The sequence below is a fragment of the Pseudorhodoferax aquiterrae genome, from assembly GCF_014652235.1.
GTDB lineage: Bacteria > Pseudomonadota > Gammaproteobacteria > Burkholderiales > Burkholderiaceae_C > Pseudorhodoferax > Pseudorhodoferax aquiterrae.
Map to the genome: position 1 here is coordinate 74,460 of NZ_BMYK01000007.1, position 25,813 is coordinate 100,272.

Consider the following 25,813-nt stretch of genomic DNA (forward strand, 5'->3'; position numbering starts at 1 on the left):
ACGACAAACCCGTTCGATTACTAGACCAATGAAGGAGATGACATGCAAGCACCCACGACCCGCCGGACGGCGCTGACCCTGGCCGCGGCCGCACTGGCCGGCCTGGCCGCCCCGGCCATGGCCCAGGACAACGTGTTCAAGATCGGCCTGATCCTGCCCATGACCGGGCAGCAGGCCACGACGGGCCGGCAGATCGAGGCGGCCGCGCGGCTGTACATGGCGCAGAACGGCGACACCGTGGCCGGCAAGAAGGTGCAGCTCATCGTCAAGGACGACACCAGCCTGCCCGACCAGACGCGCCGGCTCGCGCAGGAGTTGATCGTCAACGACAAGGTCAACGTGCTGGCCGGCATGGGCATCACGCCCTCGGCCATGGCCGTGGCGCCGCTGGCCACGCAGAGCAAGACGCCGCTCGTGGTGATGGCGGCAGCCACCTCCAGCATCACCGAGGCCTCGCCCTACGTGGTGCGTACCAGCTTCACGCTGCCGCAGGCCTCGGTCGCGCTGGCCGACTGGGCGCCGAAGAACAACATCAAGACCGTGGTGTCGCTGGTCTCGGACTACGGCCCGGGCATCGACGCCGAGAAGTTCTTCAACGCGCGCATGGTCAACAACGGCGGCAAGGTCGTCGAGGCGCTGCGCGTGCCCATGCGCAACCCCGACTTCGCGCCCTTCCTGCAGAAGGTGCGCGACCTGAAACCGGACGCGCTGTTCGTGTTCGTGCCCTCGGGCGCGGGCGCGGCCGTCATGAAGCAGTTCACCGAGCGCGGCATGGACAAGGCCGGCATCAAGCTGATCGGCACCGGCGACGTGACCGACGACGACCAATTGAACGACATGGGGGACAGCGTGCTGGGCGTGGTGACTTCCCACCACTACTCGGCCGCGCACCCGTCCGAGCTCAACAAGAAGTTCGTCGACGCCTTCCAGAAGGCCAACAAGAACCTGCGGCCCAACTTCATGGCCGTGGGTGGTTACGACGGCATGCGCGTGATCTACGAGGCGCTCAAGACGACCAAGGGCGCCGGTGGCGGCGATGCACTGCTGGCCGCCATGAAGGGCCAGATCTTCGAGAGCCCGCGCGGCAAGATCTACATCGACGCGCAGACGCGCGACGTGGTGCAGGACATCTACCTGCGCAAGGTCGAGAAGAAGGACGGGCAACTGTTCAACGTGGAGTTCGACGTCATCAAGGACGTCAAGGACCCCGGCAAGAGCAAGTAAGCCGCCCCTGGGCGCACGGGCGGCGGCCTGCCGCCCCTTTCCTCGCACTCCATGCTGACCATCCTTTTCGACGGCATCGCCTACGGCATGCTGCTGTTCATCCTGGCCGTGGGCCTGGCCGTGACCATGGGGCTGATGAACTTCATCAACCTCGCGCACGGCGCCTTCGCCATGGTGGGGGGCTACACCACGGTGCTGCTGATGCAGCGCGCCGGCTGGCCCTTCCTGGCCTGTCTGCCGCTGGCCTTCCTCGTGCCCGCGCTGCTGGGCGCGGTGCTGGAACGCACGCTGTACCGGCCGCTGTACCAGCGCCCGCACCTGGACCAGGTGCTGTTCTCCATCGGCCTGACTTTCATGGCCGTGGCGGCGGTGGATTACTTCATCGGCTCCACGCAGCAGATCATGCAGCTGCCCGAATGGCTCAAGGGCCGCAGCGAGTTCGGCAGCGGTGCCTTCGCGCTGGGCATGGGCCACTACCGGCTGTTCATCATCGTGGTCTGCGCGCTGCTCACGCTGGCGCTGCAGTACGTGCTCTCGTCCACCCGCTTCGGCAGCCGGCTGCGCGCCAGCGTGGACGACCAGCGCGTGGCGGCGGGCCTGGGCATCAACGTCAACGTGGTGTTCCTCGCCACCTTCGCGGTGGGCTCGGGCCTGGCCGGCCTGGGCGGCGCGCTCGGCGCCGAGGTGCTGGGGCTGGACCCGCAGTTCCCGCTCAAGTTCATGGTGTACTTTTTGATCGTCGTGGCCGTGGGCGGCACGGCCTCGATCACGGGGCCGCTGCTGGCCGCGCTGCTGCTGGGCGTGGCCGACGTGGCGGGCAAGTACTACATCCCCAAGATGGGGGCCTTCATCGTCTACAGCCTCATGATCGCGATCCTGATCTGGCGGCCGCAGGGACTCTTTGTCAGGAAGGGTGCCAAGTGATGGACACGCGTGCTTCTCTGCTCAACATCAGCCGCATGCGCCCCTGGGAGCCCGTGCTCTGGCTCATCGCCTTCGCCGCACCGCTGCTGCTGCCCAGCAAGGCGCTGATCGTCAACGAGATCGCCATCGTCGCGCTGTTCGCCGTCTCGCTGGACCTGGTGCTGGGCTACACCGGCATCGTCTCGCTGGGCCATGCGGCCTTCTTCGGCATGGGGGCGTATTCGGCCGCGCTGTTCGCCAAGCACGTGATGCCCGACCCGCTCGCCGGCCTGGCCTTCGGCGTGGCCACGGCCACGCTGCTCGGCGCCGTGGGCTCGCTGACCGTGGTGCGCGGCACCGACCTCACGCGGCTCATGGTCACCCTGGGGGTGGGCCTTATCATGCTGGAGCTGGCCAACAAGCTGGACTGGCTGACGGGCGGGGCCGACGGCCTGCAGGGCGTGGTCATCGGCCCGGTGCTGGGGCAGTTCGAGTTCGACCTGTATGGCAAGACGGCGGCCTGGTACTCGCTCACGGTGCTGCTCGTGTGCTTCGTGCTGGCGCGCCGGCTCGTGCATTCGCCGCTGGGGGCGAGCTTCAAGGCCATCCGCGACAACCGCTTGCGCGCGGGCGCCATCGGCATCCCGGTCACGGCGCGCATCGCCACGGCCTACACCATCGCGGCCGCGCTGGCCGGTGCCTCGGGCGCGCTGCTGGCGCAGACCACGGGCTTCGCCTCGCTCGACGTGTTCGACTTCCACCGCTCGGCCGACGTGATGCTGGTCCTGATCGTGGGTGGCACGGGCTGGCTCTACGGCGGCATCGCCGGCGCCATCGTGTTCAAGATCATGTACGACGTGCTGGCGTCCATCACGCCGCAGTACTGGACCTTCTGGCTGGGGCTGTTCCTCGTGGTGCTGGTGCAGGTCGGGCGCGACCGGCTGCTCAGGCCCTGGACCTGGTTCGGCAAGCGGGGGAGGGCGTGATGCCGGAGATCGTTCTTTCCGCCGACAAGCTGGTCAAGCGCTTCGGCGGCATCACGGCCACCAACGACGTGACGCTGCACCTGGAAAAGGGCGCGCGCCACGCCTTGATCGGCCCCAATGGCGCAGGCAAGACCACGCTGATCAACCTGCTCACGGGCGTGCTGGAGCCATCCGAAGGGCGCATCACCCTGCTGGGCGAGGACATCACGCGGCTCGCGCCGCACGCACGCGTGCAGCGCGGCATGGTGCGCACCTTCCAGATCAACCAGCTGTTCCACACCATGACGCCGCTGCAGACGCTGGCCATGGTGGTCTCGCAGCAGCGCGGCATCGGCGCGCGGTGGTGGCAAAAACTCGGCGCGCAGGCGGGCGTGGCCGAGCGCTGCGCCGAGCTGCTGGCCCAGTTCCACCTAAGCGACGTGCAGGACCAGCGCACCGAGCACCTGGCCTACGGCAAGCGCCGGCTGCTGGAGATCGCCATCGCGCTGGCCTGCGAACCACGCGTGCTGCTGCTCGACGAGCCCGTGGCCGGCGTGCCGCCCGGTGAGCGCGAGGAGCTGCTGCAGACCGTGGCCGCGTTGCCGGCCGACGTGTCGGTGCTGCTGATCGAGCACGACATGGACCTCGTGTTCGAGTTCGCCAGGCGCATCACGGTGCTGGTCAACGGCACGCTGTTGACCGAGGGCACGCCGGACGAGATCGCGGGTGACCCGCGGGTCAAGGCCGTGTACCTGGGCCATGGCGAGGAGGCCGCCCATGGCTGAGCTGTTGCAGATCGAGAACCTCAGCGCCGGCTACGGCGAGGCCGTGGTGCTGAGCGGCGTGAACCTGGCGTTGCCCGAAGGCCAGACGCTGGCGCTGCTGGGCCGCAACGGCACGGGCAAGACCACGCTCATGAACACGCTGGCGGGTGCCACGCGCCAGCACGCGGGCAGCATCCGGCTCGGCGATGCCGTGCTGCACAAGCTGCCGGCCCACGAACGCGCCGCGGCCGGCATCGGCTGGGTGCCGCAGGAGCGCAACATCTTCAAGTCGCTCACGGTGCACGAGAACCTGACGGCCGTGGCGCGCCCCGGCAGGGCCGGTGCGCCGCAGTGGACGCCCGCGCGCGTGTACGAGATGTTCCCGCGGCTGGCCGAGCGCAAGGGCAACCTGGGCACGCAGCTGTCGGGCGGCGAACAGCAGATGCTGGCCGTGGGCCGCGCGCTGGTGCTGAACCCGCGCCTGCTGCTGCTGGACGAGCCGCTCGAAGGCCTGGCGCCCATCATCGTGGAGGAGCTGCTCAAGGCGATCCGCCGCATCACGCGCGAGGAGGGCCTGTCGGCCATCATCGTGGAGCAGCATCCGCAGGCCATCCTGGCGATCTCGGACCTGGCGGCCGTGCTGGACCGCGGCAGCGTAGTGCACCGCGGCGGCGCGGCAGAACTGCGTGGGCAGCCCGCGCTGCTGGACCAGTTGTTGGGTGTGGTGCGTTGAACCGGGGCGGGCTTGACAAAGCCCCCGCGCTGGTTTCCACTCAATGCGTCGCAACTGCAACGCAATCGCCATGAAGACCGCCACTTTCCCGTCCCTGCGCGTCGACGCCCAGTTGCGCTCGGAGGCAGAGAGCGTGTTGCGAGAGGGCGAGACCTTGACCAGCCTGATCGAGACCGCGGTGCGCGAGACCATCGCTCGCCGTCATGCGCAGGCGGAGTTTCTCGCCCGCGGCCTGCAGGCGCGTGAGCAGGCGCGCAGTTCCGGTGCCTACCACCCGGCCGAAGCGGTGCACCAGGAGTTGCGGCAGCGGCTGGATGCACGGCGCAAGCAGGTGCTGGGATGATCTCCCCGGGCGGCTTCGCCGTCCGCTACACCGACGCCGCCCGTGACGATCTGCTGCGGCTGTTCGACTTTCTGCTAGAGCGCGCGCAGACCGCCGATGACTTCGATCTGGCGCAGCGCGCCATCGATGCCGTGGTCGAGGCAGTCGAACGGCAGCTCGGCCGCACACCCTTCATCTTCCGCAAGGCCGGCTCCAGCCCCTTTCTGCGCGAGCTCATCATTCCCTTCGGCCATGCCGGCTACGTGGTGCTGTACGAGGTGCGGGACGCCTCCACCGTGGACATCCTGGCGGTGCGGCATCAGCGCGAGGATGACTACCACTGACCCGGCGCCGCGTTGGCGCCGCCCATTCCACCGATTCTTCGAGGAGACCTGACCCATGTGGTCCAAACGACGACTCTTGGCTGCCGGCGCGTTCTTGCCGGCCATCGCATGGCTGCCGCGGCAGGCCGCTGCCCAATCCTTCCCCAACAAGCCCATCAAGCTCGTCGTGCCCAACGCCGCCGGCGGCGCGGCCGACCTCACGGCACGCACCGTGGGCCAGAAGCTGGCCGATGCGCTGGGCCAGCCCGTGGTGATCGACAACCGGCCCAGCGCGGGCGGCATCGTCGCCGGCGAGGCGGTCGCGCGTTCGCCGGCCGACGGCCACACGCTGCTGCTGGTCTCCAGCGGCACGGCGGTCAGCGCGGCGCTGTTCAAGTCGCTGCCCTTCGACACGCAGAAGGACTTCGCGCCCGTGTCCATGCTGGCGACCTTCGACCTCGGCATCGTGGTCGCGCAGGACAGCCGCTTCAAGACGCTGGGCGAACTCGTGGCCTACGCCAAGGCCAACCCCGGCAAGCTCAACATCGGCACGCCGCAGATCGGCACCACGCAGAACCTGGCGGCCGAGCTGTTCAAGAGCACGGCCGGCATCGATGCGCAGATCGTGCCCTTCAACGGCACGCCGCCGGTGATCACGGCCGTGCGCGGCGGCCAGCTCGACGCCATGCTGGACATCCTGGGGCCGCTCATGGCGCAGATCCACGGCAAGGCGCTGCGGCCGCTGGCCGTGCTGGGCGCCAGGCGCACGGCGCTGCTGCCCGACCTGCCTGCCGCGCGCGAGACGGGCGGCAGCCTGGCAAACTTCGACCTCGCGTCCTGGAACGGCCTGGCGGTGCCGGCGGCCACGCCCAAGGACGTCGTGGCACGGCTCAGCAAGGAGACCAACGCGGCACTCGCGCTGCCCGACGTGAAACAGAAGCTGCTGGACCTGAGCCTCCTCGCGCAGGGCAGCACACCCGAGCAGTTGGCCAGCCAGCTGGACCGCGAGATCAAGCGCTGGAGCGAGGTCATCGCCCGCGCGAACATTCCAAAACAATGAGCATCACCATCCGCAACGCCAGCCGGGACGACACCGCGCTGATCCTGCACTTCATCCGCGAACTGGCGATCTACGAGAAGGCCGAAGACCAGGTCGAGGCCACGCCCGAGACACTGGCCGCCAGCCTGTTCGGGCCCGGCAGCCCTTCGCGTGCCTTGATCTGCGAGCAGGACGGCCAGGCCGTCGGCTTCGCCGTCTATTTCTTCAACTACTCGACCTGGCAGGCCCGGAAGGGCCTGTACCTCGAAGACCTGTTCGTGCTGCCCGCCGCGCGCGGGCAGGGGGCGGGCAAGCGCCTGCTGCAGCACCTGGCCGGCATCGCGGTGGCCGAAGGCTGCGGCCGCTTCGAGTGGAGCGTGCTGGACTGGAACCAGCCGGCGATCGACTTCTACCAGTCGATCGGCGCCAAGCCGCAGAGCGAATGGGTGCGCTACCGGCTGCATGGACAGGCGCTGCACGATTTCGCGGCCAGCGCCTCCCGGTGACCGCCGCGCGCGCCCGCGACCGGCTTGCCGACACGCTGCGCGCGCTCGCCATGCTGTCCGTGCTGGTGGTCAACGCCATCGGCTATGCGGCAGCGCCCTGGGGGCCCATGCTGGGCGTGCGCGCGCCTGCCGACAGCATGGCCGCAGCGCTGACCCAGGGCCTGGTCGGCGCCTTGCTGCAGGGCAAAGGGGTTGCGATGCTGAGCTTCGTGTTCGGCATGTCGCTGTGGCTCGCGGCCCGGCGCCTCGGGCGGCAGCCGGCACGGCAGCGCGGCCTGGCGCGCAACCGCCGCTTGTTCGGGTTGGGCGTGGTGCACGGCGTCTTCGTCTACTTCGGCGACATCCTGACGCTCTACGCGCTCGTGAGCCGGCCGCTGCTGCGTCGCCTGCACATGCCCTGGCGCAGCCTGCGCCGGCACCTCGGCCGCGCACTGGTCTGGGCGCTGCTGACCAAGTTCGCGTGGCTGCTGGTGCTGGTGGGCCTCGGTGCCGATCCGGACACCAGCAGCGTGCCGTCCTTCGCGACCGTGCGGGGCGCCTGGCCATTCCTGCAACTCAACGCGGGCAGCTATGCCTTCGCTCTGGCCACGAGCCTGGTGATGGCGGGGACGGTGACCTATCTGTGCATGGTCTGCGGTGTGGCCGCCGCGCGCCTGCGGCTGTTGACGCACCGCCGCTGGCGCCCGGCACTGCGGCGCTGGCTGTGGCGCGGCGGCCCGCTGCTGCTGGCGCTGGGCGCGGTCTACGGCTGGGGTTGCGCCGCACTGGCGCCGACGGATCCCGTGCGGCCCTGGATCGATGCGCTGGGCGACCTCACGGCCATCCCGTGGGCGGCCTGCTACGTGGCTGCCCTGGCGCTGGCCTCGGGCGGCGGCAGGGCCCCCTGGTGCGGCTGGTTCAGCCCGCTCGGGCAGCGCACGCTGAGCCTGTACATCGGCCACAGCCTGCTGTGCGTGGCGCTGTTCTCCGGCCTCGGGTGGGCGTTGGCGGCCAGCACGCTGCAGACCGTGCTGTTCGCCGTGGGCCTGTGGGCGCTGGCCCTGGTGGCGGCCCGCCGCAGCCAGGGCCGCTGGCCGCTGGAAGCCTGGATGGCGCGCCGCTGATCACGCTCTCAGAGCGGCGTGGACATCGGCTTGCCCGCGAAGAAGGCCTCCAGGTTGTCCAGCACCAGCGTGACCGACGCCTGGATCGCCTCGGGCGAGCGGCCTGCGATGTGCGGGGTGATGACCACGTTGGCGATGTCCAGCAGCTCGGCGGGTGGCTGGGGCTCGCTCTCGTAGACGTCGATGCCGGCCGAGGCGATGCGGCCTTCGCGCAGGGCCGCGGCCAGCGCGGCCGTGTCGACCACGCTGCCGCGCGCGATATTGACCAGGGTGCCTTTGGGGCCGAGTGCCCTCAGCACCTCGGCGTTGACCAGGTGGCGGGTCTCGGCGCCGCCCGGCGTCGCCACGACCAGGTAGTCGGCCCACGCGGCCAGCGCATGCACGCTGTCGAAGTAGCGGTGCGGCAGCGCCGGCTTGGCGCTGCGGCTGTGGTAGCCCACGGCCATGTCGAAGCCGGCCGCGCGCCTGGCGATCTGCTGGCCGATGTCGCCCATGCCCAAGAGGCCCAAGCGCTTGCCGCTCACGGTCGGCGTGTAGGCCGTGAGCTGGTCGCGCCACAGGCCGCGACGCACGCCCACGTCCATCTGCACGATGCCGCGCACGGCCGCCAGCAGCAGGCCGAAGGCATGGTCGGCCACGCAGGTGGCATTGGTGCCCGCGGCATTGGCCACGGCGATGCCGCGGGCCTTGGCGGCCGCGACGTCGACGAGTTCGTAGCCCACGCCCAGCGTGTGCACGACCTCCAGCGCCGGCAATGCGGCGATCTCCAGGGCCGTGAGGCCGATGGTGCCGATGGTCAGCACGGCGCGGATGCGCGCGCCATGCGCGGCGATGGCCTGGGCGCGGCGTGCATCGTCGCCGGCCTCGACCACGTCGAAGCGGTCGCGGAACTGTTGCATGTACTCGGCTTGCAGCGGGCAGAGCACAAGCAGGGTGGGGCGGGAGGTCGTCATGGGGAGAAAGCAGGCAGCGAAAGCGCCGCAGTCTAGCGCCGGCCTCAGTTCGCGTAGGGGGCGATGGCCCGCAACACCACCTCCTGCAGCAGCGCGCGCGCCACCTTCTGCGTCTCGGTCGAGGGCCGGCGCGAGGAGCGCACCAGCGTGAGCTGGCTGGTCGGCCGCGGCGCCTGCAGCCGGCGCACCACGAGCGCGCCGCCATGGTCGATGTTGGCCAGCGTGTAGGCCGGCAGCACGGCATGGCCGAAGCCCTCGCGCACCAGGCTCAGGATGGCGTTGAGGCCGTCCACCTCCATCGCGATGCGCAAGGCACAGCCCAGGCGCATGGTCTCGGCCTCCAGCAGCAGGCGGAAGGCGTTGGGGCGGCTGGGCAGGATCAGGGGCAGGGAGGCGGCATCGCGCAGGGCCACCGCGGCGCGCACCTTGCCCTTGCCCTCGGGCACCTCGGCGCGCGGCGAGATCAGCACCAGTTCTTCCTCGTGCAGCAGGGTCTGCTCCATGTCGGGCGAGCGCTCGGGGTTGTAGAGCAGGGCCATGTCCAGGTTGCCCATGCGCAGGCTGTCGATCATGACGAGCGAGAAGCCCTCGGTCAGCGTGAGCTGGGCCTGCGGCAGCTTGGCGCGGAAGGCCTGGGTCAGCGGCACCGTGATGAGCCGCGACAGGCTGGGCGGCAGGCCGATGGACACGCGCCCGGCCAGCGCGCCGCGCGCCACGCCGAGCTCTTCGCGTGCCACGGCCACCTGGTGCAGGATGCCGCGGCCGTGCTCGAGCAGCAGCTTGCCGGCCTCGGTGGGCGTGGCGCCGCGGCCGTTGCGGGCCAGCAGGTTCTGGCGCAATTCCACTTCCAGCAGCCGGATCTGGCGCGACAGCGCCGGCTGCGCCACGTCCAGCGCGATGGCCGCGCGCGTGAAGCTGCCGAGTTCGGCCACGCGGACGAAGTACTCCAATTGCTTCAAATCCATGTGGCGAGTGTATGGAATATCGCTTGCAGAGTTATTCCATTTCGTTCTAGCTGATAGCAGGTCCCCACGCTAGGCGGTCATGCGCCGCACGCGCAGAATCCCACCCCACCGCAGAGCCCAACACGAGGAGCACCATGAGCCGCGAGAACCCCTTGATCATCGACGTGCACGGCCACTACACGACCGCGCCCAAGGCGCTGGAGAACTGGCGCAACCAGCAGATTGCCGGCATCAAGGACCCGGCCGTCATGCCCAAGGTGTCCGACCTCAAGATCAGCGACGACGAACTGCGCGAGAGCATCGAGCTGAACCAGCTGGCCAAGATGCGCGAGCGCGGCAGCGACCTCACCATCTTCAGCCCGCGCGCGAGCTTCATGGCGCACCACATCGGCGACTTCAACGTCTCCTCGACCTGGGCGGCGATCTGCAACGAGCTGTGCTACCGGGTCTCCCAGCTGTTTCCCGACAACTTCATCCCGGCCGCGATGCTGCCGCAGAGCCCCGGTGTCGACCCTGCCACCTGCATTCCCGAGCTCGAGAAATGCGTCAAGGAATACGGCAACGTCGGCATCAACCTGAACCCCGATCCCTCGGGCGGCCACTGGACCAGCCCGCCGCTGTCGGACCGCCACTGGTACCCCATCTACGAGAAGATGGTGGAGTACGACATCCCGGCCATGGTGCACGTGAGCACCTCGTGCAACGCCTGCTTCCACACCACGGGCGCCCACTACCTGAACGCCGACACGACGGCCTTCATGCAGTGCCTGACCTCGGACCTGTTCAAGGACTTCCCGACGCTGAAGTTCCTGATCCCGCACGGCGGCGGTGCCGTGCCCTACCACTGGGGCCGTTTCCGCGGCCTGGCCCAGGAGCTCAAGAAGCCGCTGCTGACCGAGCACCTGCTGGGCAACATCTACTTCGACACCTGCGTCTACCACCAGCCCGGCATCGACCTGCTGACCAAGGTGATCCCGACCAAGAACGTGCTGTTCGCCAGCGAGATGATCGGCGCCGTGCGCGGCATCGACCCCGAGACCGGCCACTACTACGACGACACCAAGCGCTACATCCTCGCCACGCCCAACCTGTCGGACGCGGACCGCTACCAGGTGTTCGAGGGCAATGCGCGCCGCGTGTTCACGCGCCTGGACGCCGCATTGACCGCCAAAGGCAAGTAAGGAGATCTGACATGTACGAACTCGGAGTCGTCTACCGCAACATCCAGCGCACCGACGCCGCGACCGCCGATGCGCTCGCCGCGCTGGGCTCGGCCACCGTGCACGAGGCCATGGGCCGCGTGGGCCTGCTCAAGCCCTACATGCGCCCGATCTTCCCGGGCGCGCAGGTGTCCGGCACCGCCGTCACGGTGCTGCTGCACCCGGGCGACAACTGGATGATGCACGTCGTCGCGGAGCAAATTAAGCCAGGCGACATCGTGGTCGCCGCGATCACTGCCGAGTGCACCGACGGCTACTTCGGCGACCTCCTGGCCACGAGCTTTCAGGCACGCGGCGCGCGTGCCCTGGTCATCGACGCCGGCGTGCGCGATGTGAAGACGCTCAAGGAAATGAACTTCCCGGTCTGGAGCAAGGCCATCAGCAGCAAGGGCACCATCAAGGCCACCATCGGCTCGGTCAACATCCCCGTGGTCTGCGCCGGCATGCTGGTGACGCCGGGCGACGTGATCGTGGCCGACGACGACGGCGTGGTCTGCGTGCCGCGCGAGAAGGCCGCCGCCGCGCTGGAAGCGGCGCGCAAGCGCGAGGCCAACGAAGGCGAAAAGCGCGACAAGCTGGCCTCCGGCGTGCTGGGCCTGGACATGTACAAGATGCGCGAGCCGCTGGCCGCCGCCGGACTGAAATACATCGACTGAACCGAGAGACAAGCCATGACCAACACCCTTCGCCGCGCGTTGCTGCGCGCCGGTCTCGCCACCTGCGCCCTGGCCGCCACCTTCGGCGTGAGCCTCAGTGCTGTGGCCCAGCAGTTCCCGACCAAGCCCGTGCGCATCATCACGCCGTTCCCGGTCGGCGGCGGCCCGGATGGCGTGGCCCGCCTGGCGGCCGACAAGCTCGCACGCCTGTGGGGCCAGCCCGTGGTGGTGGAGAACCGCCCCGGCGGCAACGGCTTCATCGCCATCGACGCCTGGAAGCGCGGCGCCAAGGACGGCACCGACCTGCTGGTGCTGGACAACGTGCACCTGGCCGCTTATCCCGCGCTGTTCAAGAAGCTGCCCTACGACCCGCAGAAGGACTTCGAGATCGCGCTGCCGCTGTTCAAGACGCACTTCTTCTTCACGGTGCCGACCAACAGCAAGTACAAGACCGTGGGCGACATCATCGCCGACGCCAAGGCGCGCCCGGGCAAGCTCAACTACGGGTCCTGGTCCGTGGGCAACCCCGTGCACCTGGGCTCCGAGCTGTTTGAGAGCGTGACCGGCACGCAGATGGAACACGTGATCTTCAAGGAGACCACGCAGCTCTACACCTCGGTGGCCACGGGCGACATCGACTTCGCGCTGGGCAGCGCCGGCACGGCTGGCCCGCTGTACCGCGCCGGCAAGCTGCGCCTGGTGGCCTTCGCCGCCAACAAGCGTTCGGCCGATTTCCCGGACATCCCGACGGTGGCCGAATCGGGCGGCCCCAAGGACTTTGAGGTCACGGGCTGGAACGTGATCGCCGTGCCGCCGGGCCTGCCGGCGGGCACGGTGGACAAGATCCGCAAGGACTTCACCGAGATCCTGAAGGACAAGGATTTCATCGACCGCTTCAAGACCTTCGGCTACGAGCCGTTCCCGACCACGCCCGAGCAGTTCCAGGCCACCGTCAAGGCCGAGACGCAGCGCTTCGGCGACGTGATCCGCAAGGCCAACATCACCCTGGACTGAGGACGCCACCATGAGCAAACCCACCACGGGCCCCTTCGAGAAGACCGCCGGCTGGCTGGACTGGTACGCCGGCCCGAGCAAGCCGCGCTTTGCGCTGCCGGCCGGTGCCGTCGATGCGCACTGCCATGTGTTCGGCCCGGGCGCCGAGTTCCCCTACGCGCCCGAACGCAAGTACACGCCCTGCGACGCGAGCAAGGCGCAGCTGTTCGCGCTGCGCGACCACCTGGGCTTTGCGCGCAACGTCATCGTGCAGGCCACCTGCCACGGTGCCGACAACCGCGCCATGGTCGATGCCTGCCAGGCCTCGGGCGGCAAGGCGCGCGGCGTGGCCACGGTCAAGCGCAGCATCAGCGACGCCGAGCTGCAGGCGCTGCACGACGCCGGCGTGCGCGGCGTGCGCTTCAACTTCGTCAAGCGGTTGGTGGACTTCACGCCCAAGGACGAGCTCATGGAGATCGCCGGCCGCATCGCCAAGCTGAACTGGCATGTGGTGATCTACTTCGAGGCCGTGGACCTGCCCGAGCTGTGGGACTTCTTCACGGCGCTGCCGACCACGGTGGTGGTGGACCACATGGGCCGGCCCGATGTGAGCAAGCCCGTGGACGGGCCCGAGTTCGCGCTGTTCGAGAAGTTCATGCGCGAGCACAGCAACGTGTGGAGCAAGGTCAGTTGCCCCGAGCGTCTGTCGGTCGCCGGCCCCAAGGCCCTGAACGGCGAGCAGAACGCCTACCAGGACGTGGTGCCGTTCGCACGCCGCATCGTCGAGCAGTTCCCCGACCGCGTGCTGTGGGGCACCGACTGGCCGCACCCCAACCTGAAGGACCACATGCCCGACGACGGCCTGCTGGTGGACTTCATCCCGCAGATCGCGCCCACGGCCGAGCTGCAGAAGAAGCTGCTGGTGGACAACCCGATGCGCCTGTACTGGCCGGAAGAGGTCTGACTATGTACCCCCACGCTCATCACTTCGTGTTTTCGCTGCCCCCCGAGGGGGCGCAAGCCTCCCTTGGGGCGGCCCGGCGGGAGGCTTGACATGGCCCTCAACAAGCCTTATCTGGACGTGCCCGGCACGACCATCTTCGACGCCGACCAGTCGCGCAAGGGCTACTGGCTCAACCAGTTCTGCATGAGCCTCATGAAGGCCGAGAACCGCGCGCGCTTCAAGGCCGACGAGGAGGCCTACCTCGCCGAGTGGCCGATGACGGAGGAGCAGAAGGCCGCGGTGCGTGCACGCGATCTGAACTGGGCCATGCGCACGGGCGGCAACATCTACTTCCTGGCCAAGCTCGGCGCCACCGACGGGCTGTCGTTCCAGCAAATGGCGGGCTCGATGACCGGCATGAGCGAGCAGGCCTACCGCGACATGATGATCGGCGGCGGACGCAGCGCCGAGGGCAACCGTGTGGTGGGCGAGGGCGGCAATGCCCAGGGCGCGCCCGCGCAGTCGCAGGCCTGGAAGGAGTGGGAACTCTCGCACCAGGAAGCGCTGGCCGCGCAGATCATGGGTGAGCATGCGGCACGCCAGACCGGTGGCACGCCGGCCGGCCATGCGCGCATCACGGCCTCGGTCTACACCTCGCACGTGCCGGCCATCGGCGCGGCCATCGACCTGGGCAAGACCGGCGAGGACTACTGGAAACCGCTGTTCGCGGGCTACGAGCCCTCCAAGCAGTGGATGCGCGAGAACAAGCCCGACGTGGTGTTCCTGGTCTACAACGACCATGCCACGAGCTTCGACCTCGGCGTGATCCCGACCTTCGCAATCGGCACGGCGGCCGAGTTCCAGCCCGCGGACGAAGGCTACGGCCCGCGCCCCGTGCCCAAGGTGATCGGCCATCCGGAACTGGCCTCGCACATCGCGCAGTCGGTGATCCAGCAGGACTTCGACCTGACCATCGTCAACGAGCTGCAGGTCGACCATGGCCTTACGGTGCCCATGAACCTGCTGTTCGGCTCGCCCGAGGCCTGGCCGGTCAAGGTGATCCCGTTCCATGTGAACGTGGTGCAGTACCCCGTGCCCTCGGGCGCGCGCTGCTTCGCGCTGGGCCAAGCCATCCGCCGCGCGATCGAGTCCTACGACGAGCCGCTCAAGGTGCAGATCTGGGGCACGGGCGGCATGAGCCACCAGCTGCAGGGCCCGCGCGCCGGCCTGATCAACAAGGAGTGGGACAACAAGTTCCTGGACCGCCTGATCGCCGAGCCGGCCGAGCTCGCCAAGGTGCCGCACATCGAATACGTGCGCGAAGCCGGCAGCGAAGGCATCGAACTCGTGATGTGGCTGATCGCGCGCGGCGCGATGGCCGATGTCGCGGGTGGCCCGGCGCCCAAGCTCAAGCACCGCTTCTTCCATGTCCCGGCGTCCAACACCGCCGTGGGCCACCTCATCCTGGAGAACTGAACATGACGATCAAAGTAGCCCTCGCCGGCGCCGGCGCTTTCGGCATCAAGCACCTGGACGGCATCAAGAACATCGACGGCGTCGAAGTCGTCTCGCTGGTCAGCCGCGACCTCGAAAAGACCAAGGAGGTTGCCGCCAAGTACGGGATCGGCCACGTCACGACGAAGCTGGAAGACAGCCTGGCGCTCAAGGAAGTCGACGCCGTGATCCTGTGCACGCCCACGCAGATGCACGCTTCGCAGACCCTGGCCTGCCTGAAGGCCGGCAAGCACGTGCAGGTGGAGATCCCGCTGTGCGACGTGCTCAAGGACGGTGAAGAGGTCGTCGACGTGGCCAAGACCAGCGGACTGGTGGCGATGTGCGGCCACACGCGGCGCTTCAACCCCAGCCACCAGTATGTGCACAAGAAGATCGCGGCCGGCGAGTTCAACATCCAGCAGATGGACGTGCAGACCTACTTCTTCCGCCGCACCAACATGAACGCGCTGGGCCAGCCGCGCAGCTGGACCGACCACCTGCTGTGGCACCACGCCGCCCACACCGTGGACCTGTTCGCCTACCAGGCCGGCAGCCCCATCGTGAAGGCCAACGCGATCCAGGGCCCGATCCACAAGGACCTGGGCATCGCCATGGACATGAGCATCCAGCTCAAGGCCGCCAACGGCGCGATCTGCACCTTGTCGCTGTCGTTCAACAACGATGGCCCGCTGGGCACCTTCTTCCGCTACATCGGCGACACGGCGACCTACATCGCCCGTTACGACGATCTGGTCAACGGCAAGGAAGAGAAGATCGATGTCTCCCAGGTCGACGTGTCAATGAACGGCATCGAACTGCAGGACCGCGAGTTCTTCGCCGCGATCCGCGAGGGCCGCGAACCCAACAGCAGCGTGGCCCAGGTGCTGCCCTGCTACCAGGTGCTGCACCAGCTCGAGCAGCAGCTGAACGGCTGAACACCGCGGGGCGGCTCAGCCGGCCGCCGCCGTGCCGCTGCCGGTGCGCTTGAGGATGCGCCGCACCGTCTCGCGGCTCACCGAGCCCAGGCCGAACTCCTGGCGCGCAGCGCGCTCAAGTTCGAGCAGCGTCCAGCGCTGGCGGCCTTGCGGTGGCTCCGAGTTGGCCAATGCCATCACGCGCGCCTCGGCCTCCGCGCCATAGCGGCGCGGGCGGCCCGAACGGGCCAGGTCGAACACGGCCCGTTCCACGCCGCCCTGCAGGTACGCCGCCCTGGTGCGCCACAGCGCCGTGCGGCCGACGCCCAGCACTTCGAGGATTTGCGCCTCGGGGATGCCGCGGTCCAGGCACCACAGCACATGGGCCCGGTTGACCTCGCGGGCGTGGTGCACGCCCTTGCTGCGGATTTCTTCGACCTTGACCCGATCTTCTGCCGTCAGTTGCAGCTCGACCTGCCTCATGAGTACATCCTGTGTGCGTCTTGTTGGATTGTTTTAATGTATTCAAAGTGTGCGAAATTCCATCCTTGCATGGATGAAACAAATTGTTCCCGTGCCGCGGGCTTGCGTGCGGACGCTTGGCGTGGCATGGGGGCGGCGCGATGGCGGTGGCGGTAAGCTCGGCCCATGCACACACGCACCATCGGACCCTTCACCGTCTCGGCCATTGGCCTGGGCTGCATGAACCTGAGCCACGCCTACGGCGTGCCGCCAGCGCCCGAGCAGGCCGAGCGCCTGCTGCTGGCCGCGCTCGACGCCGGCGTCACGCTGTTCGACACGGCCGCGCTGTATGGCTTCGGCGCCAACGAGGAACTGGTCGGGCGGGTGCTCCAGCGCCACCGCAGCCGTTTCACGCTGGCCAGCAAGGGCGGCATGGCCGGCGTGCGTGGCGAGGACGGTGTCGTGCGCCGCGTGATCGACGGCCGGCCCGAAGCCCTGCGCCGCAACTGCGAGGACAGTCTGCGCCGCCTGGGCACGGACGTGATCGATCTGTACTACCTGCACCGCTGGCACAAGGAGGTGCCGATCGAGGACAGCGTGGGCGCGCTGGCCGATCTCGTGCGCGCGGGCAAGGTTCGCACCATTGGTCTGTCGGAAGTCTCGGCCGCCACCATCCGCAAGGCGCATGCGGTGCACCCGATCACGGCCGTGCAGACCGAGTACTCGCTGTGGACGCGCAACCCGGAGATCGCGGTGCTGGACACCTGCCGGGAGATCGGCGCTGCCTTCGTCGCCTTCAGCCCGCTGGCGCGTGCCTTCCTGACCGACACGCTGCACGACGTGGCGACGCTGGACGCCAAGGACATCCGTCGGCCCATGCCGCGCTTCGCGCCGCAGAACTACGCCGCCAACCTGCAGCTGCTGCCGCCCTATGTGGCATTCGCGCGCGAAATCGGCTGCACGCCGGCCCAGCTGGCCCTGGCCTGGCTGTTGCACAAGGCACCGCACATCGTGCCGATCCCGGGCACCACGAACCTGGCGCATCTGCAGGAAGACCTGGACGCCGCCCAGGTGCAGCTGACGCCCGCGCAGATGGCGCGCGCCGAGGCCCTGATCGGCCAGCACAACGTGGTCGGCCCGCGCTACGCGCCGCAGGCCACGGGCGAGGTGGACACCGAGAACTTTGCCTGAGAACGTGTGAACGAACCGCTCACACCCACGCGAGGCCCTCGATGAGCACCCGTTTCCATCATGATCGTTGCGCTCGGGGCCTCGCCCTTCGGGCCGGGGCGCGCCAGGCCGCATGCGGGCGTTGCGGTCCTTGCCCGGGCACGAGCCCGGGCTGCGGCCCGCGCCTACGCCTGCGGCCCGCCGCACCCCGTCGTGGGCGCGATCGGTTCATTCACACGTTCTGAGCCTGAGATAAACCGAAACAAAGCGAAACCGCCCCGAGACCCCGGCTGGGCGGTGCGCCGGCACCATCGCTGCCATGTTCACTTCTCTTCAAGAGGCATGGCGATGAAATCCTGGATCAAGCGCAGTCTGGCGGGCCTGTTCGGTGCCGCTGTGGTGGTCGGCAGCCTGTCGGCCTGCGGCCACCGGCCGCACGATGGCGGCTGGAAAGCCAGCGCCGAGCAGATGGCCGAGCGCCGCGCCAAGATGGTGGCGCGCGTGGCCAGCAAGCTGGACCTGGACGCGGCGCAGAAAGCCAAGCTCGAGGTGCTGGCCGGCAAGCTGTCCGAGCAGCGCAGCGCGCTGATGGCCGGCGCCCATCCGCGCGAGCAGGCCCAGGCCCTGGTGGCGGGCGAGAAGTTCGACCGCGCGGGCGCGCAGGCCCTGGTGGACCAGAAGACCGAAGCCATCAAGGCCAAGGCGCCGGAGGTCGTGACCGCACTGGGAGACTTCTACGACAGCCTCACGCCGGCCCAGCAGCAGAAGGTTCGCGACTTCATGCAGCGCCGCGGCGGCTGGCACCGCGGATGACAATGCAGGCATGCCCCGCATCCTGCTGATCGACGACGACGCCGACCTGGGCGCTCCGCTGGCCGCGTACTTCGCGCGCTTCGAACTGGAGCTGGTCCAGGCCGTGCATCCGGACGAGGGCCTGGCGCGCCTGCGCGCAGGCGGCTTCGACGCCGCCATCCTGGACGTGATGCTGCCCGGCATGGACGGCTTCGCGCTGTGCCGCGCGATCCGCAAGGACAGCGACCTGCCCGTGCTCATGCTGACCGCGCGCGGCGAGGTCATGGACCGCGTGGTCGGGCTGGAGCTGGGCGCGGACGACTACATTCCCAAGCCCTTCGAACCGCGCGAACTCGTGGCGCGCGTGCAGACCGTGCTGCGCCGGCGCGTGGCGGCGCCCGCCGCGGCCGTGGAGGACGGGCGGCTGCGCTTCGACGGCCTGGAGATCGACCCGGTCACGCGCAGCGTCTGGCGCGGCGGCGAGGCCCTGGACCTGACCGGCACCGAGTTCGAGCTGCTGCAGCTGCTGGCGCGTGAGCCCGGCCGGGTCTGGAGCCGGGACGACATCCTGAACCAGTTGCGCGGCCACGAGGCCGAGCTCTACACGCGCGCGGTCGACATCGTGGTCAGCCGGCTGCGCAGGAAGCTCGAACCGCTGGATGCGATCAAGACGCTGCGCAACGCCGGCTATGCGCTCGCCCTTGCACCGCGCAACGGCCGTGGCTGAGGCGCGCGCGAAGCAGCACGACGTGCAGGGCTGGCACCGGCGCGCGCACCGCGCCATGCGGCATTCGCTGCGGCTGCGGCTCGTCACGCTGTTCCTGCTGCTGGCGCTGGCCATGTCGGCCAGCTTCCTGTTCGGCATGCAGCGGGCGATCTCCATGGGCTGGCGCGACGCCGTGCGGCCGCTCGTGGCGGACTACGTGGACCGGCTGGTCGCCGAGATCGGCAGCCCGCCCAGCGTGGCGCGCGCACAGGCGCTGACCGCGCGGCTGCCGGTCAGCGTGAGCATCTCCGGCCCCTCCATCAACTGGAAGAGCGAGCCGCAGCCCGGCCGCGAGCGTTACCGCGACCGCGACGGCCATGACCACCAATTCCTGCGCCGCACCACGGCCGACGGCCACGTGGTGGAACTGGGCCTGTCGGTCTCGGTGTGGCAGGACAAGCCGCGCCGCATCGGCTGGATGACGCTGTCCGTGCTGCTCGTGCTGACCGCACTGGCCTGGATCTACGTGCACCGCCTGCTGAGGCCCTTGCGTGACATCGGCGCCGGCGCCCAGCGCTTCGGTGCCGGCGATTTCGGCCAGCCCATCCCGGTGCGCCGGCGCGACGAGCTCGGCCAGCTGGCCGAGGGTGTCAACACCATGGCCCAGGACATCCACGGCATGCTGGAGGCCAAGCGCGGCCTGTTGCTGGCCATCAGCCACGAACTGCGCAGCCCGCTCACGCGGGCCCGGCTGCACACCGAGCTGCTGCCCGAGTCGGCCGAACTGGCGCCCACGCGCGCGGCCTTGCTGCGCGACCTGGCCGTGATGCGCGACCTGGTGACCGACCTGCTGGAGAGCGAACGCCTGGCCACGCGCCACGCTGCCCTGCAGCTGGAGCCGACCGACCTGGGCGAGCTGGCGCGCGAGGTGCTCGATGGCATGGGCGGGGAGGGCGGCCAGACGCCGCGCCTGCAGGTGGCCGACGGCCTGCCGCAGCTGCCGCTGGACCGCGCACGCATGCGCCTGTTGCTGCGCAATCTGCTGGGCAATGCGCAGCGCCACAGCGCCGGTGCCTCCCAGCCACCAGAACTGCACCTGCAGCCCGAGAACGGCGGCATCCGCCTGCGCGTGCGCGACCATGGGCCGGGCGTGGACCAGGCCGTGCTGCCGCACCTAGCCGAACCGTTCTACCGGCCCGATGCGGCGCGCGAGCGCAGCAGCGGCGGTGTGGGCCTGGGGCTGTACCTGTGCCGCCTCGTGGCCCAGGCCCACGGTGCCAGCTGGCAGGTGGCCAATGCCCATCCGGGGCTGGTGGTGCAGGTGGACTTGCCGGGGCCGGCCCGGACGTGAAAAAGCCCGCTGGTGCGGGCTCTTTCGAGGCAGGGCGCTTACAGCGTGTCGATGAAGCTGCGCAGCTTGTCGCTGCGGCTCGGGTGCTTCAACTTGCGCAGCGCCTTGGCTTCGATCTGGCGGATGCGTTCGCGCGTCACGTCGAACTGCTTGCCGACTTCCTCCAGCGTGTGGTCGGTCGACATCTCGATGCCGAAGCGCATGCGCAGCACCTTGGCTTCGCGCGGCGTGAGCGAGTCCAGGATGTCCTTGACCACGTCGCGCAGACCGGCCTGCATGGCGGCCTCGATCGGCGCGGTGTTGGCGCTGTCCTCGATGAAGTCGCCCAGGTGGCTGTCGTCGTCGTCGCCGATCGGCGTTTCCATGGAGATCGGCTCCTTGGCGATCTTCATGATCTTGCGGATCTTGTCTTCCGGGATCTCCATGCGCTCGGCCAGGATGGACGCATCGGGCTCGAAGCCGAACTCCTGCAGGTGCTGGCGGCTGATGCGGTTCATCTTGTTGATGGTCTCGATCATGTGCACCGGGATCCGGATGGTGCGGGCCTGGTCGGCGATCGAGCGCGTGATGGCCTGGCGGATCCACCACGTGGCGTAGGTCGAGAACTTGTAGCCGCGGCGGTACTCGAACTTGTCCACGGCCTTCATGAGGCCGATGTTGCCTTCCTGGATCAGGTCCAGGAACTGCAGGCCACGGTTCGTGTACTTCTTGGCGATGGAGATCACGAGGCGCAGGTTGGCCTCGATCATTTCCTTCTTGGCATCGCGCGACGAGGCCTCGCCCTCGTTCATGCGCTTGTTGATGTCCTTGAGCTCGTCCAGCGGCACGACCACCTGGGCCTGGATGTCCATCAGCTTTTGCTGCAGGTCCTGCACCGGCGGAATGTTGCGGCCCATGATCGCGGCCCATGGCTTGTTCGAGGCGGCCTGCTTCTCGATCCACTTGAGGTCCAGCAGGTGCGACGGGATCTTGTTGCCCATCTTGTCGCGGCCGCTGAACTCGGCGATGAACTGTTCCTGCGGGTAGCCGCACTTGTCCACGATGATGCGGCGCAGTTCGCGCTCCTTCTTGCGCACGTCGTCGACCTGGCCGCGCAGCAGGTCGCACAGCTTCTCGATGGTCTTGGCCGTGAAGCGGATGGTCATCAGCTCCTCGCTGACGGCCTGCTGCGCCTTCAGGTAGTTGGGCGTGCCGTAGCCTTCCTTGTCGTAGATCTTGTGGACCTTCTCGAACAGCTCGCGCAGGCGGTCGAAGCGCGACAGCGCCTCGTTCTTGAGTTCTTCGAGCTTCTTGGTCAGCGCCTTGGAGCCGCCCTTGCCGTCGTCGTCGTCGGCCGCGTCGAACTCGTCGAAGTCTTCCTCGGCCACGTAGTCGTCGGCCTCGTTGGGATCGGTGAAGCCGTCCACGATGGTGGAGATCACGACCTTGCCTTCGCGGATCTCCTCGCCCAGGCGGAACACCTCGGCCAGCGTGGCGGGGCTGGCGCTGATGGCTTCCATCATGCGCATGAGGCCGCCCTCGATGCGCTTGGCGATCTCGATCTCGCCCTCGCGCGTGAGCAGTTCCACCGTGCCCATTTCGCGCATGTACATGCGCACCGGATCGGTGGTGCGGCCGAACTCGCTGTCCACGGTGGACAGGGCGGCTTCGGCGGCTTCCTCGGCTTCCTCTTCGGTCGAGCCGGTGGGCGCGTTGTCGGTGATGATCATCGACTCGGCATCCGGCGTCTGCTCGTAGACGGCCACGCCCAGGTCGTTCAGCGTGGCGATCACGACTTCCAGCGTCTCGGCGTCGACCAGCTTGTCGGGCAGGTGGTCGGAGATTTCGCCGTGCGTGAGGTAGCCGCGCGTCTTGCCCAGCTTGATCAGCGCCTTCAGGCGCTGGCGGCGCTTGGCCATGTCCTCTTCGGACAGCACCGTCTCGTCCAGGCCGAATTCCTTCATCAAGGCCCGTTCCTTGGCCTTGCTGATCTTCATGCGCAGCGGCTTGGCCTTCTCGACCGGCGCGTCGGCGGCCGCAGGCGCCGCGGGCTCTTCCGCGAACTCCTCCTCGATGTCGGACAGGTCGTCGCCGACGTCGTCCTCGTCCAGCGCCTTGGGCGCGGCCTTCTTGGCGGCGGCCTTCTTGGTCGCGCCTTCGCCGGCGGCCTTGGGCGGGCGGCCCGGCTTCTTCTTGGTCACGGTCTCATCGCCGGCAGAGGCGGCGGTCTTCTTGGCGGGCTTTTCCGAGGCGGGGGTCTTCGATGCGGGCACGGTCAGGGCTTTCGTAGGGGACTTGGCAGCGGCCTGCGCCTTGGGCACGGGCTTGGCTGCGGCCTTTGCAACAGGCTTGGCAGGCTTCTTGACAGGCTTCTCGGACTTCTGGCTTGGCATGGGGACACCTCGACACGACGAAAAACGCGAACAACAAGCGCCGCTTGGAACCCGGCGCGGGGGCGATGGGGCCAGACCTTCCGCACTAGGAAGGCAGGGCCCATGGGCAAGATGTGGGGGCGATCATTTGGAATGCAGCCCTTGCGATGAGATGGCCGGTCGTGCGCGCGTTGGCATCGGTTGGCCGGGCTCGGAGGTACTGCTGTCGCTCTTGCCGCGAGACAAACCCAAGAGTATAGCCGACGCGGCGAATTTCAAGCCGCAATCGATTTCTTGAGCGCCAGTTGCTGCAGGATGAGCTCGCGTTCGCGGCCGATGCGCTCCGGATCGGAGGCCGGCAGCGTCTGCAGGTACTTGAGTTCCTCGGCGATCACGTCGCGGTGCAGCTTGGTCAGGGTGGCCCGCACCTGCTCGAGCGGCACGTCCTCGATCTCGAAGACCTGGCCCAGCGGCTGCATGTTGTCCTGGGCGACGAGCTGGCGCGCCTCGGCTTCGAAGACCTGGCCGTGCAGGCCGACGTCCAGCGCGGCCCAGGGTTGGGCGCCATGCTCGTGCACCTGCTGGTCGACCCAGCGGAACAGCTCGCCGAACGGCCCCTCGAGCGCGCAGAGCAGGTCGTGGTCGGCGTGCGTGAGGCTGTCCCAGAGCTGGGTGTTGCGCAGCAGCAGCATGGCGACATGGCTGGCATGGGCCTGCAGCGCAGGGCGGCTGGCGCCACGATGGCGGCTGGGGCGCGGCCGCGCTGCCGCATCCTTGCCGGCTGGACGGCGGCGCGGCTTGGGCGCATCGGGCGCGGCGCGCGGCTCCCAGAGCTCCGACAGCTCGCGCGCGTCCAGCTGCACCAGGTCCGCCAGATCGCCGAGCAGCTGGCGCTTGAGCGCACCGTCGGGCAGCTGCGCCCACAGCGGCTTGGCGTTGCTGGCCAGGTGCGCGCGGCCCTCGGCGCTGCCCAGGTCGCAGCCCTCGCGCGCGACGTCCACGAGAAAGCGCGACAGCGGCACGGCCTCGCCCACGCTCAGCGAGAAGGCGTCGGCGCCATGTTCGCGGATGTAGCTGTCCGGGTCGTGCTCGGCCGGCAGGAACAGGAACTTCACGCTGCGCACGTCGGTGGCGTAGGGCAGGGCGCCTTCGAGCGCCTTGCGCGCCGCGCGCCGGCCGGCGGCATCGCCGTCGAAGCTGAACACCACGGCGTCGGTGAAGCGGAACAGCTTTTGCACATGGTCGGGCGTGCAGGCCGTGCCCAGCGTGGCCACGGCATTCGGAAAGCCGTGCTGGGCCAGCGCCACCACGTCCATGTAGCCCTCGGTCACGAGCACGTAGCCCATGTCGCGCAGGGCCTCGCGCGCCTCGTACAGGCCGTAGAGCTCGCGGCCCTTGCTGAACACCGGGGTCTCCGGCGAGTTCAGGTACTTGGGCTTTTCGTCGCCGAGCACGCGGCCGCCGAAGGCGATGCACTCGCCCTTGACGTTGCGGATCGGGAACATGAGCCGGTCGCGGAAGCGGTCGTAGCGCTTGCCGTCCTCGCTGTCCTCGTGGTGGATCACGAGGCCGCTGTCGACCAGCAGCGCGTCGTCGTAGTGCGGGAACACGCTGGCCAGGTTGCGCCAGCCCTCGGGCGCATAGCCCAGGCCGAAGCGCTTGGCGATCTGGCCCGACAGCCCACGCCGCTTGCAGTAGTCGATCGCCCGTTGCGACTGGCGCAGCTGCTTGCGCCAGGCTTCGCCGGCCTTCTCGAGCACGTCGGTCAGCGTGGCCTGGCGTTCGCGCTGTTCGGCGGCGCGCTGGCGTTCCTGCGGCGTGCTGTCGTCGTCGGGCACGGCCATGCCGACCTGCTGGGCCAGGTCCTGCACGGCCTCGCGGAAGCCCGCGCCCGTGTGCTCCATCAGGAAGCCGATGGCGTTGCCGTTCTTGCCGCAGCCGAAGCAGTGGAAGAACTGCTTGCTGGGGCTGACCGTGAACGAGGGCGACTTCTCGCCGTGGAAGGGGCACAGGCCCAGGAAATTGGCGCCGCCCTTCTTGAGTTGCACGTAGCGGCCCACCACCTCGACCACGTCGACGCGGGCGAGGAGTTCCTGGACGAAAGACTGCGGAATGGCCACGGCGCGAGCTTACACAGGCGGCGGCCTGTCCTGGGGGCGTGGGGTCAGCGGGGTGCCAGCCGGATCGCGCCGTCCAGGCGGATCACCTCGCCGTTGAGCATGTCGTTCTCGAAGATGTGGATGGCCAGGCGCGCGTAGTCGGCGGGCGTGCCCAGGCGCGAGGGGAAGGGCACGCTGGCGGCCAGTGCGTCCTGCACCTCCTGCGGCATGCCGAACAGCATGGGCGTGCCGAAGATGCCGGGGGCGATGGTCATGTTGCGGATGCCGGTCTTGGCCAGGTCGCGCGCGATCGGCAGCGTCATGCCGACCACGCCGCCCTTGGATGCGCTGTAGGCGGCCTGGCCGATCTGGCCGTCGTAGGCCGCCACCGAGGCGGTGGAGATCAGCACGCCGCGTTCGCCCGTGGCCTCGGGCGCGTTCTTGCCCATGGCCTCGGCCGCGAGCCGGATCATGTTGAAGCTGCCCAGCAGGTTGACCATCAGCGTCTTCTGGAAGGTGGCCAGGGCGTGGGCGCCGTTCTTGCCCACGGTCTTCTCGGCCGGCGCGATGCCGGCGCAGTTCACGAGCCCCATGAGCTTGCCCAGCTCCACGGCCTTGGCCACGGCGGCCTGGCCGTCGACCTCCTGGCTCACATCGCAGCGCACGAAAGCGCCGCCGATCTCGCGCGCCAGGGCCTCGCCCTTGTCCTGCTGCAGGTCGGCCACGACCACGCGGCCGCCCTTGGCCGCCAGCGCCCTGGCCGTGCCTTCGCCCAGGCCCGATGCGCCCCCCGTGACGATGAAGACCTTGCCTGCGATGTCCATGTGTTTGCTCCTTGGTGGTTGACGTTGACGTAAACGTC

The 25,813-nt window shown here is 68.8% G+C and carries 26 protein-coding genes and 1 pseudogene; 21 read left to right on the forward strand and 6 right to left on the reverse strand.

Annotated elements, in window-relative coordinates; translation table 11 throughout:
* Positions 1 to 42 precede the first annotated feature (42 nt).
* From IE209_RS13775 to IE209_RS13820, 10 genes are all read left to right on the forward strand, one after another.
* A complete protein-coding gene (locus IE209_RS13775) occupies positions 43 to 1,224 on the forward strand; it encodes an ABC transporter substrate-binding protein (RefSeq protein WP_189687532.1) in 1,182 nt (393 codons plus the stop codon).
* A 51-nt stretch (positions 1,225 to 1,275) separates the two neighbouring features.
* Positions 1,276 to 2,148, forward strand: a complete 873-nt coding sequence (locus IE209_RS13780) for a branched-chain amino acid ABC transporter permease (RefSeq protein ID WP_189687533.1) — start codon at positions 1,276 to 1,278, stop codon at positions 2,146 to 2,148.
* Positions 2,148 to 3,113: a branched-chain amino acid ABC transporter permease gene (locus tag IE209_RS13785; RefSeq protein WP_189687534.1), complete on the forward strand. Its 966-nt coding sequence runs from the start codon at positions 2,148 to 2,150 to the stop codon at positions 3,111 to 3,113. Before IE209_RS13780 ends, IE209_RS13785 begins: the two co-directional genes overlap by 1 nt.
* Positions 3,113 to 3,877, forward strand: a complete 765-nt coding sequence (locus IE209_RS13790; RefSeq protein ID WP_189687535.1) for an ABC transporter ATP-binding protein — start codon at positions 3,113 to 3,115, stop codon at positions 3,875 to 3,877. Before IE209_RS13785 ends, IE209_RS13790 begins: the two co-directional genes overlap by 1 nt.
* Positions 3,870 to 4,589: an ABC transporter ATP-binding protein gene (locus IE209_RS13795; protein WP_189687536.1), complete on the forward strand. Its 720-nt coding sequence runs from the start codon at positions 3,870 to 3,872 to the stop codon at positions 4,587 to 4,589. The genes IE209_RS13790 and IE209_RS13795 overlap by 8 nt, the downstream gene beginning before the upstream one ends.
* Positions 4,590 to 4,659: 70 nt before the next feature.
* Positions 4,660 to 4,932: a YlcI/YnfO family protein gene (locus tag IE209_RS13800; RefSeq protein ID WP_189687537.1), complete on the forward strand. Its 273-nt coding sequence runs from the start codon at positions 4,660 to 4,662 to the stop codon at positions 4,930 to 4,932.
* Positions 4,929 to 5,255, forward strand: coding sequence for a type II toxin-antitoxin system RelE/ParE family toxin (locus IE209_RS13805; protein WP_189687538.1), 327 nt, complete (start codon positions 4,929 to 4,931; stop codon positions 5,253 to 5,255). Before IE209_RS13800 ends, IE209_RS13805 begins: the two co-directional genes overlap by 4 nt.
* Before the next feature lie 55 nt (positions 5,256 to 5,310).
* Positions 5,311 to 6,294 carry a Bug family tripartite tricarboxylate transporter substrate binding protein gene (locus tag IE209_RS13810; RefSeq protein ID WP_189687539.1) on the forward strand — a complete coding sequence of 328 codons (984 nt, stop codon included), beginning with the start codon at positions 5,311 to 5,313 and terminating at the stop codon, positions 6,292 to 6,294.
* On the forward strand, positions 6,291 to 6,779 hold the full coding sequence (locus IE209_RS13815) for a GNAT family N-acetyltransferase (protein ID WP_189687540.1): 489 nt from the start codon (positions 6,291 to 6,293) through the stop codon (positions 6,777 to 6,779). Before IE209_RS13810 ends, IE209_RS13815 begins: the two co-directional genes overlap by 4 nt.
* Positions 6,776 to 7,882, forward strand: coding sequence for a DUF418 domain-containing protein (locus IE209_RS13820; RefSeq protein ID WP_189687541.1), 1,107 nt, complete (start codon positions 6,776 to 6,778; stop codon positions 7,880 to 7,882). The genes IE209_RS13815 and IE209_RS13820 overlap by 4 nt, the downstream gene beginning before the upstream one ends.
* Positions 7,883 to 7,890: 8 nt before the next feature.
* Here the strand turns inward: IE209_RS13820 and IE209_RS13825 are convergent, their stop codons facing one another.
* Positions 7,891 to 8,835, reverse strand: a complete 945-nt coding sequence (locus IE209_RS13825; RefSeq protein WP_189687542.1) for a 2-hydroxyacid dehydrogenase — start codon at positions 8,833 to 8,835, stop codon at positions 7,891 to 7,893.
* A 44-nt stretch (positions 8,836 to 8,879) separates the two neighbouring features.
* Complete coding sequence (locus tag IE209_RS13830) at positions 8,880 to 9,800, reverse strand: LysR family transcriptional regulator (protein ID WP_189687543.1); 921 nt, start codon at positions 9,798 to 9,800, stop codon at positions 8,880 to 8,882.
* Positions 9,801 to 9,952: 152 nt separating this feature from the next.
* Between IE209_RS13830 and IE209_RS13835 the strand changes: the two genes are divergently transcribed.
* The 7 genes and pseudogenes from IE209_RS13835 to IE209_RS13860 all read left to right on the forward strand — a co-directional run bounded on the left by IE209_RS13835 (position 9,953) and on the right by IE209_RS13860 (position 16,041).
* Entirely contained in the window at positions 9,953 to 10,981 is a 1,029-nt protein-coding gene (locus IE209_RS13835) for an amidohydrolase family protein (RefSeq protein WP_189687692.1), read from the forward strand.
* Positions 10,982 to 10,992: 11 nt separating this feature from the next.
* On the forward strand, positions 10,993 to 11,676 hold the full coding sequence (gene ligK / locus IE209_RS13840) for a 4-carboxy-4-hydroxy-2-oxoadipate aldolase/oxaloacetate decarboxylase (protein WP_189687544.1): 684 nt from the start codon (positions 10,993 to 10,995) through the stop codon (positions 11,674 to 11,676).
* Positions 11,677 to 11,691: 15 nt separating this feature from the next.
* Positions 11,692 to 12,690 carry a Bug family tripartite tricarboxylate transporter substrate binding protein gene (locus IE209_RS13845; RefSeq protein ID WP_189687545.1) on the forward strand — a complete coding sequence of 333 codons (999 nt, stop codon included), beginning with the start codon at positions 11,692 to 11,694 and terminating at the stop codon, positions 12,688 to 12,690.
* A 10-nt stretch (positions 12,691 to 12,700) separates the two neighbouring features.
* Positions 12,701 to 13,633 (forward strand): amidohydrolase family protein, encoded by a 933-nt coding sequence (locus IE209_RS13850; protein WP_229882840.1) that lies wholly within the window; start codon positions 12,701 to 12,703, stop codon positions 13,631 to 13,633.
* Between the two features lie 90 nt (positions 13,634 to 13,723).
* Positions 13,724 to 14,044, forward strand: a pseudogene (gene ligA / locus IE209_RS33820) (protocatechuate 4,5-dioxygenase subunit alpha); the annotation flags it as partial.
* Positions 14,045 to 14,191: 147 nt separating this feature from the next.
* A complete protein-coding gene (locus IE209_RS13855; protein WP_229882854.1) occupies positions 14,192 to 15,088 on the forward strand; it encodes a class III extradiol dioxygenase subunit beta in 897 nt (298 codons plus the stop codon).
* A 2-nt stretch (positions 15,089 to 15,090) separates the two neighbouring features.
* A complete protein-coding gene (locus IE209_RS13860) occupies positions 15,091 to 16,041 on the forward strand; it encodes a Gfo/Idh/MocA family oxidoreductase (RefSeq protein WP_189687547.1) in 951 nt (316 codons plus the stop codon).
* Positions 16,042 to 16,056: 15 nt separating this feature from the next.
* On the opposite strand, the gene IE209_RS13865 is transcribed toward IE209_RS13860, so the two are convergent.
* Positions 16,057 to 16,503, reverse strand: coding sequence for a helix-turn-helix domain-containing protein (locus IE209_RS13865; RefSeq protein WP_189687548.1), 447 nt, complete (start codon positions 16,501 to 16,503; stop codon positions 16,057 to 16,059).
* Between the two features lie 165 nt (positions 16,504 to 16,668).
* Between IE209_RS13865 and IE209_RS13870 the strand changes: the two genes are divergently transcribed.
* The 4 genes from IE209_RS13870 (at position 16,669) to IE209_RS13885 (ending at position 20,501) form a co-directional block, all read left to right on the forward strand.
* Entirely contained in the window at positions 16,669 to 17,673 is a 1,005-nt protein-coding gene (locus IE209_RS13870; protein WP_189687549.1) for an aldo/keto reductase, read from the forward strand.
* A 327-nt stretch (positions 17,674 to 18,000) separates the two neighbouring features.
* On the forward strand, positions 18,001 to 18,465 hold the full coding sequence (locus IE209_RS13875; RefSeq protein ID WP_189687550.1) for a Spy/CpxP family protein refolding chaperone: 465 nt from the start codon (positions 18,001 to 18,003) through the stop codon (positions 18,463 to 18,465).
* 10 nt (positions 18,466 to 18,475) lie between these two features.
* Positions 18,476 to 19,171, forward strand: coding sequence for a response regulator transcription factor (locus IE209_RS13880; RefSeq protein WP_189687551.1), 696 nt, complete (start codon positions 18,476 to 18,478; stop codon positions 19,169 to 19,171).
* Positions 19,164 to 20,501: a HAMP domain-containing sensor histidine kinase gene (locus IE209_RS13885; RefSeq protein ID WP_229882841.1), complete on the forward strand. Its 1,338-nt coding sequence runs from the start codon at positions 19,164 to 19,166 to the stop codon at positions 20,499 to 20,501. Before IE209_RS13880 ends, IE209_RS13885 begins: the two co-directional genes overlap by 8 nt.
* Positions 20,502 to 20,539: 38 nt before the next feature.
* Here the strand turns inward: IE209_RS13885 and rpoD are convergent, their stop codons facing one another.
* From rpoD to IE209_RS13900, 3 genes are all read right to left on the reverse strand, one after another.
* Positions 20,540 to 22,873 carry an RNA polymerase sigma factor RpoD gene (gene rpoD / locus IE209_RS13890; RefSeq protein WP_189687553.1) on the reverse strand — a complete coding sequence of 778 codons (2,334 nt, stop codon included), beginning with the start codon at positions 22,871 to 22,873 and terminating at the stop codon, positions 20,540 to 20,542.
* Positions 22,874 to 23,127: 254 nt separating this feature from the next.
* Positions 23,128 to 24,972, reverse strand: a complete 1,845-nt coding sequence (gene dnaG / locus IE209_RS13895) for a DNA primase (protein WP_189687554.1) — start codon at positions 24,970 to 24,972, stop codon at positions 23,128 to 23,130.
* A gap of 44 nt (positions 24,973 to 25,016) precedes the next feature.
* Complete coding sequence (locus tag IE209_RS13900; protein ID WP_189687555.1) at positions 25,017 to 25,775, reverse strand: 3-hydroxyacyl-CoA dehydrogenase; 759 nt, start codon at positions 25,773 to 25,775, stop codon at positions 25,017 to 25,019.
* Between the last annotated feature and the right edge of the window lie 38 nt (positions 25,776 to 25,813).

Excerpts from the sequence above, each read along its gene's own strand:
- IE209_RS13775 (WP_189687532.1), top strand. The coding sequence starts at position 43 with ATGCAAGCACCCACGACCCGCCGGACGGCGCTGACCCTGGCCGCGGCC.
- IE209_RS13780 (WP_189687533.1), top strand. The coding sequence starts at position 1,276 with ATGCTGACCATCCTTTTCGACGGCATCGCCTACGGCATGCTGCTGTTC.
- IE209_RS13785 (WP_189687534.1), top strand. The coding sequence starts at position 2,148 with ATGGACACGCGTGCTTCTCTGCTCAACATCAGCCGCATGCGCCCCTGG.
- IE209_RS13790 (WP_189687535.1), top strand. The coding sequence starts at position 3,113 with ATGCCGGAGATCGTTCTTTCCGCCGACAAGCTGGTCAAGCGCTTCGGC.
- IE209_RS13795 (WP_189687536.1), top strand. The coding sequence starts at position 3,870 with ATGGCTGAGCTGTTGCAGATCGAGAACCTCAGCGCCGGCTACGGCGAG.
- IE209_RS13800 (WP_189687537.1), top strand. The coding sequence starts at position 4,660 with ATGAAGACCGCCACTTTCCCGTCCCTGCGCGTCGACGCCCAGTTGCGC.
- IE209_RS13805 (WP_189687538.1), top strand. The coding sequence starts at position 4,929 with ATGATCTCCCCGGGCGGCTTCGCCGTCCGCTACACCGACGCCGCCCGT.
- IE209_RS13810 (WP_189687539.1), top strand. The coding sequence starts at position 5,311 with ATGTGGTCCAAACGACGACTCTTGGCTGCCGGCGCGTTCTTGCCGGCC.
- IE209_RS13815 (WP_189687540.1), top strand. The coding sequence starts at position 6,291 with ATGAGCATCACCATCCGCAACGCCAGCCGGGACGACACCGCGCTGATC.
- IE209_RS13825 (WP_189687542.1), bottom strand. The coding sequence starts at position 8,835 with ATGACGACCTCCCGCCCCACCCTGCTTGTGCTCTGCCCGCTGCAAGCC.
- IE209_RS13830 (WP_189687543.1), bottom strand. The coding sequence starts at position 9,800 with ATGGATTTGAAGCAATTGGAGTACTTCGTCCGCGTGGCCGAACTCGGC.
- ligK (WP_189687544.1), top strand. The coding sequence starts at position 10,993 with ATGTACGAACTCGGAGTCGTCTACCGCAACATCCAGCGCACCGACGCC.
- IE209_RS13845 (WP_189687545.1), top strand. The coding sequence starts at position 11,692 with ATGACCAACACCCTTCGCCGCGCGTTGCTGCGCGCCGGTCTCGCCACC.
- IE209_RS13850 (WP_229882840.1), top strand. The coding sequence starts at position 12,701 with ATGAGCAAACCCACCACGGGCCCCTTCGAGAAGACCGCCGGCTGGCTG.
- IE209_RS13855 (WP_229882854.1), top strand. The coding sequence starts at position 14,192 with ATGGGTGAGCATGCGGCACGCCAGACCGGTGGCACGCCGGCCGGCCAT.
- IE209_RS13860 (WP_189687547.1), top strand. The coding sequence starts at position 15,091 with ATGACGATCAAAGTAGCCCTCGCCGGCGCCGGCGCTTTCGGCATCAAG.
- IE209_RS13865 (WP_189687548.1), bottom strand. The coding sequence starts at position 16,503 with ATGAGGCAGGTCGAGCTGCAACTGACGGCAGAAGATCGGGTCAAGGTC.
- IE209_RS13870 (WP_189687549.1), top strand. The coding sequence starts at position 16,669 with ATGCACACACGCACCATCGGACCCTTCACCGTCTCGGCCATTGGCCTG.
- IE209_RS13875 (WP_189687550.1), top strand. The coding sequence starts at position 18,001 with ATGAAATCCTGGATCAAGCGCAGTCTGGCGGGCCTGTTCGGTGCCGCT.
- IE209_RS13880 (WP_189687551.1), top strand. The coding sequence starts at position 18,476 with ATGCCCCGCATCCTGCTGATCGACGACGACGCCGACCTGGGCGCTCCG.
- rpoD (WP_189687553.1), bottom strand. The coding sequence starts at position 22,873 with ATGCCAAGCCAGAAGTCCGAGAAGCCTGTCAAGAAGCCTGCCAAGCCT.
- IE209_RS13900 (WP_189687555.1), bottom strand. The coding sequence starts at position 25,775 with ATGGACATCGCAGGCAAGGTCTTCATCGTCACGGGGGGCGCATCGGGC.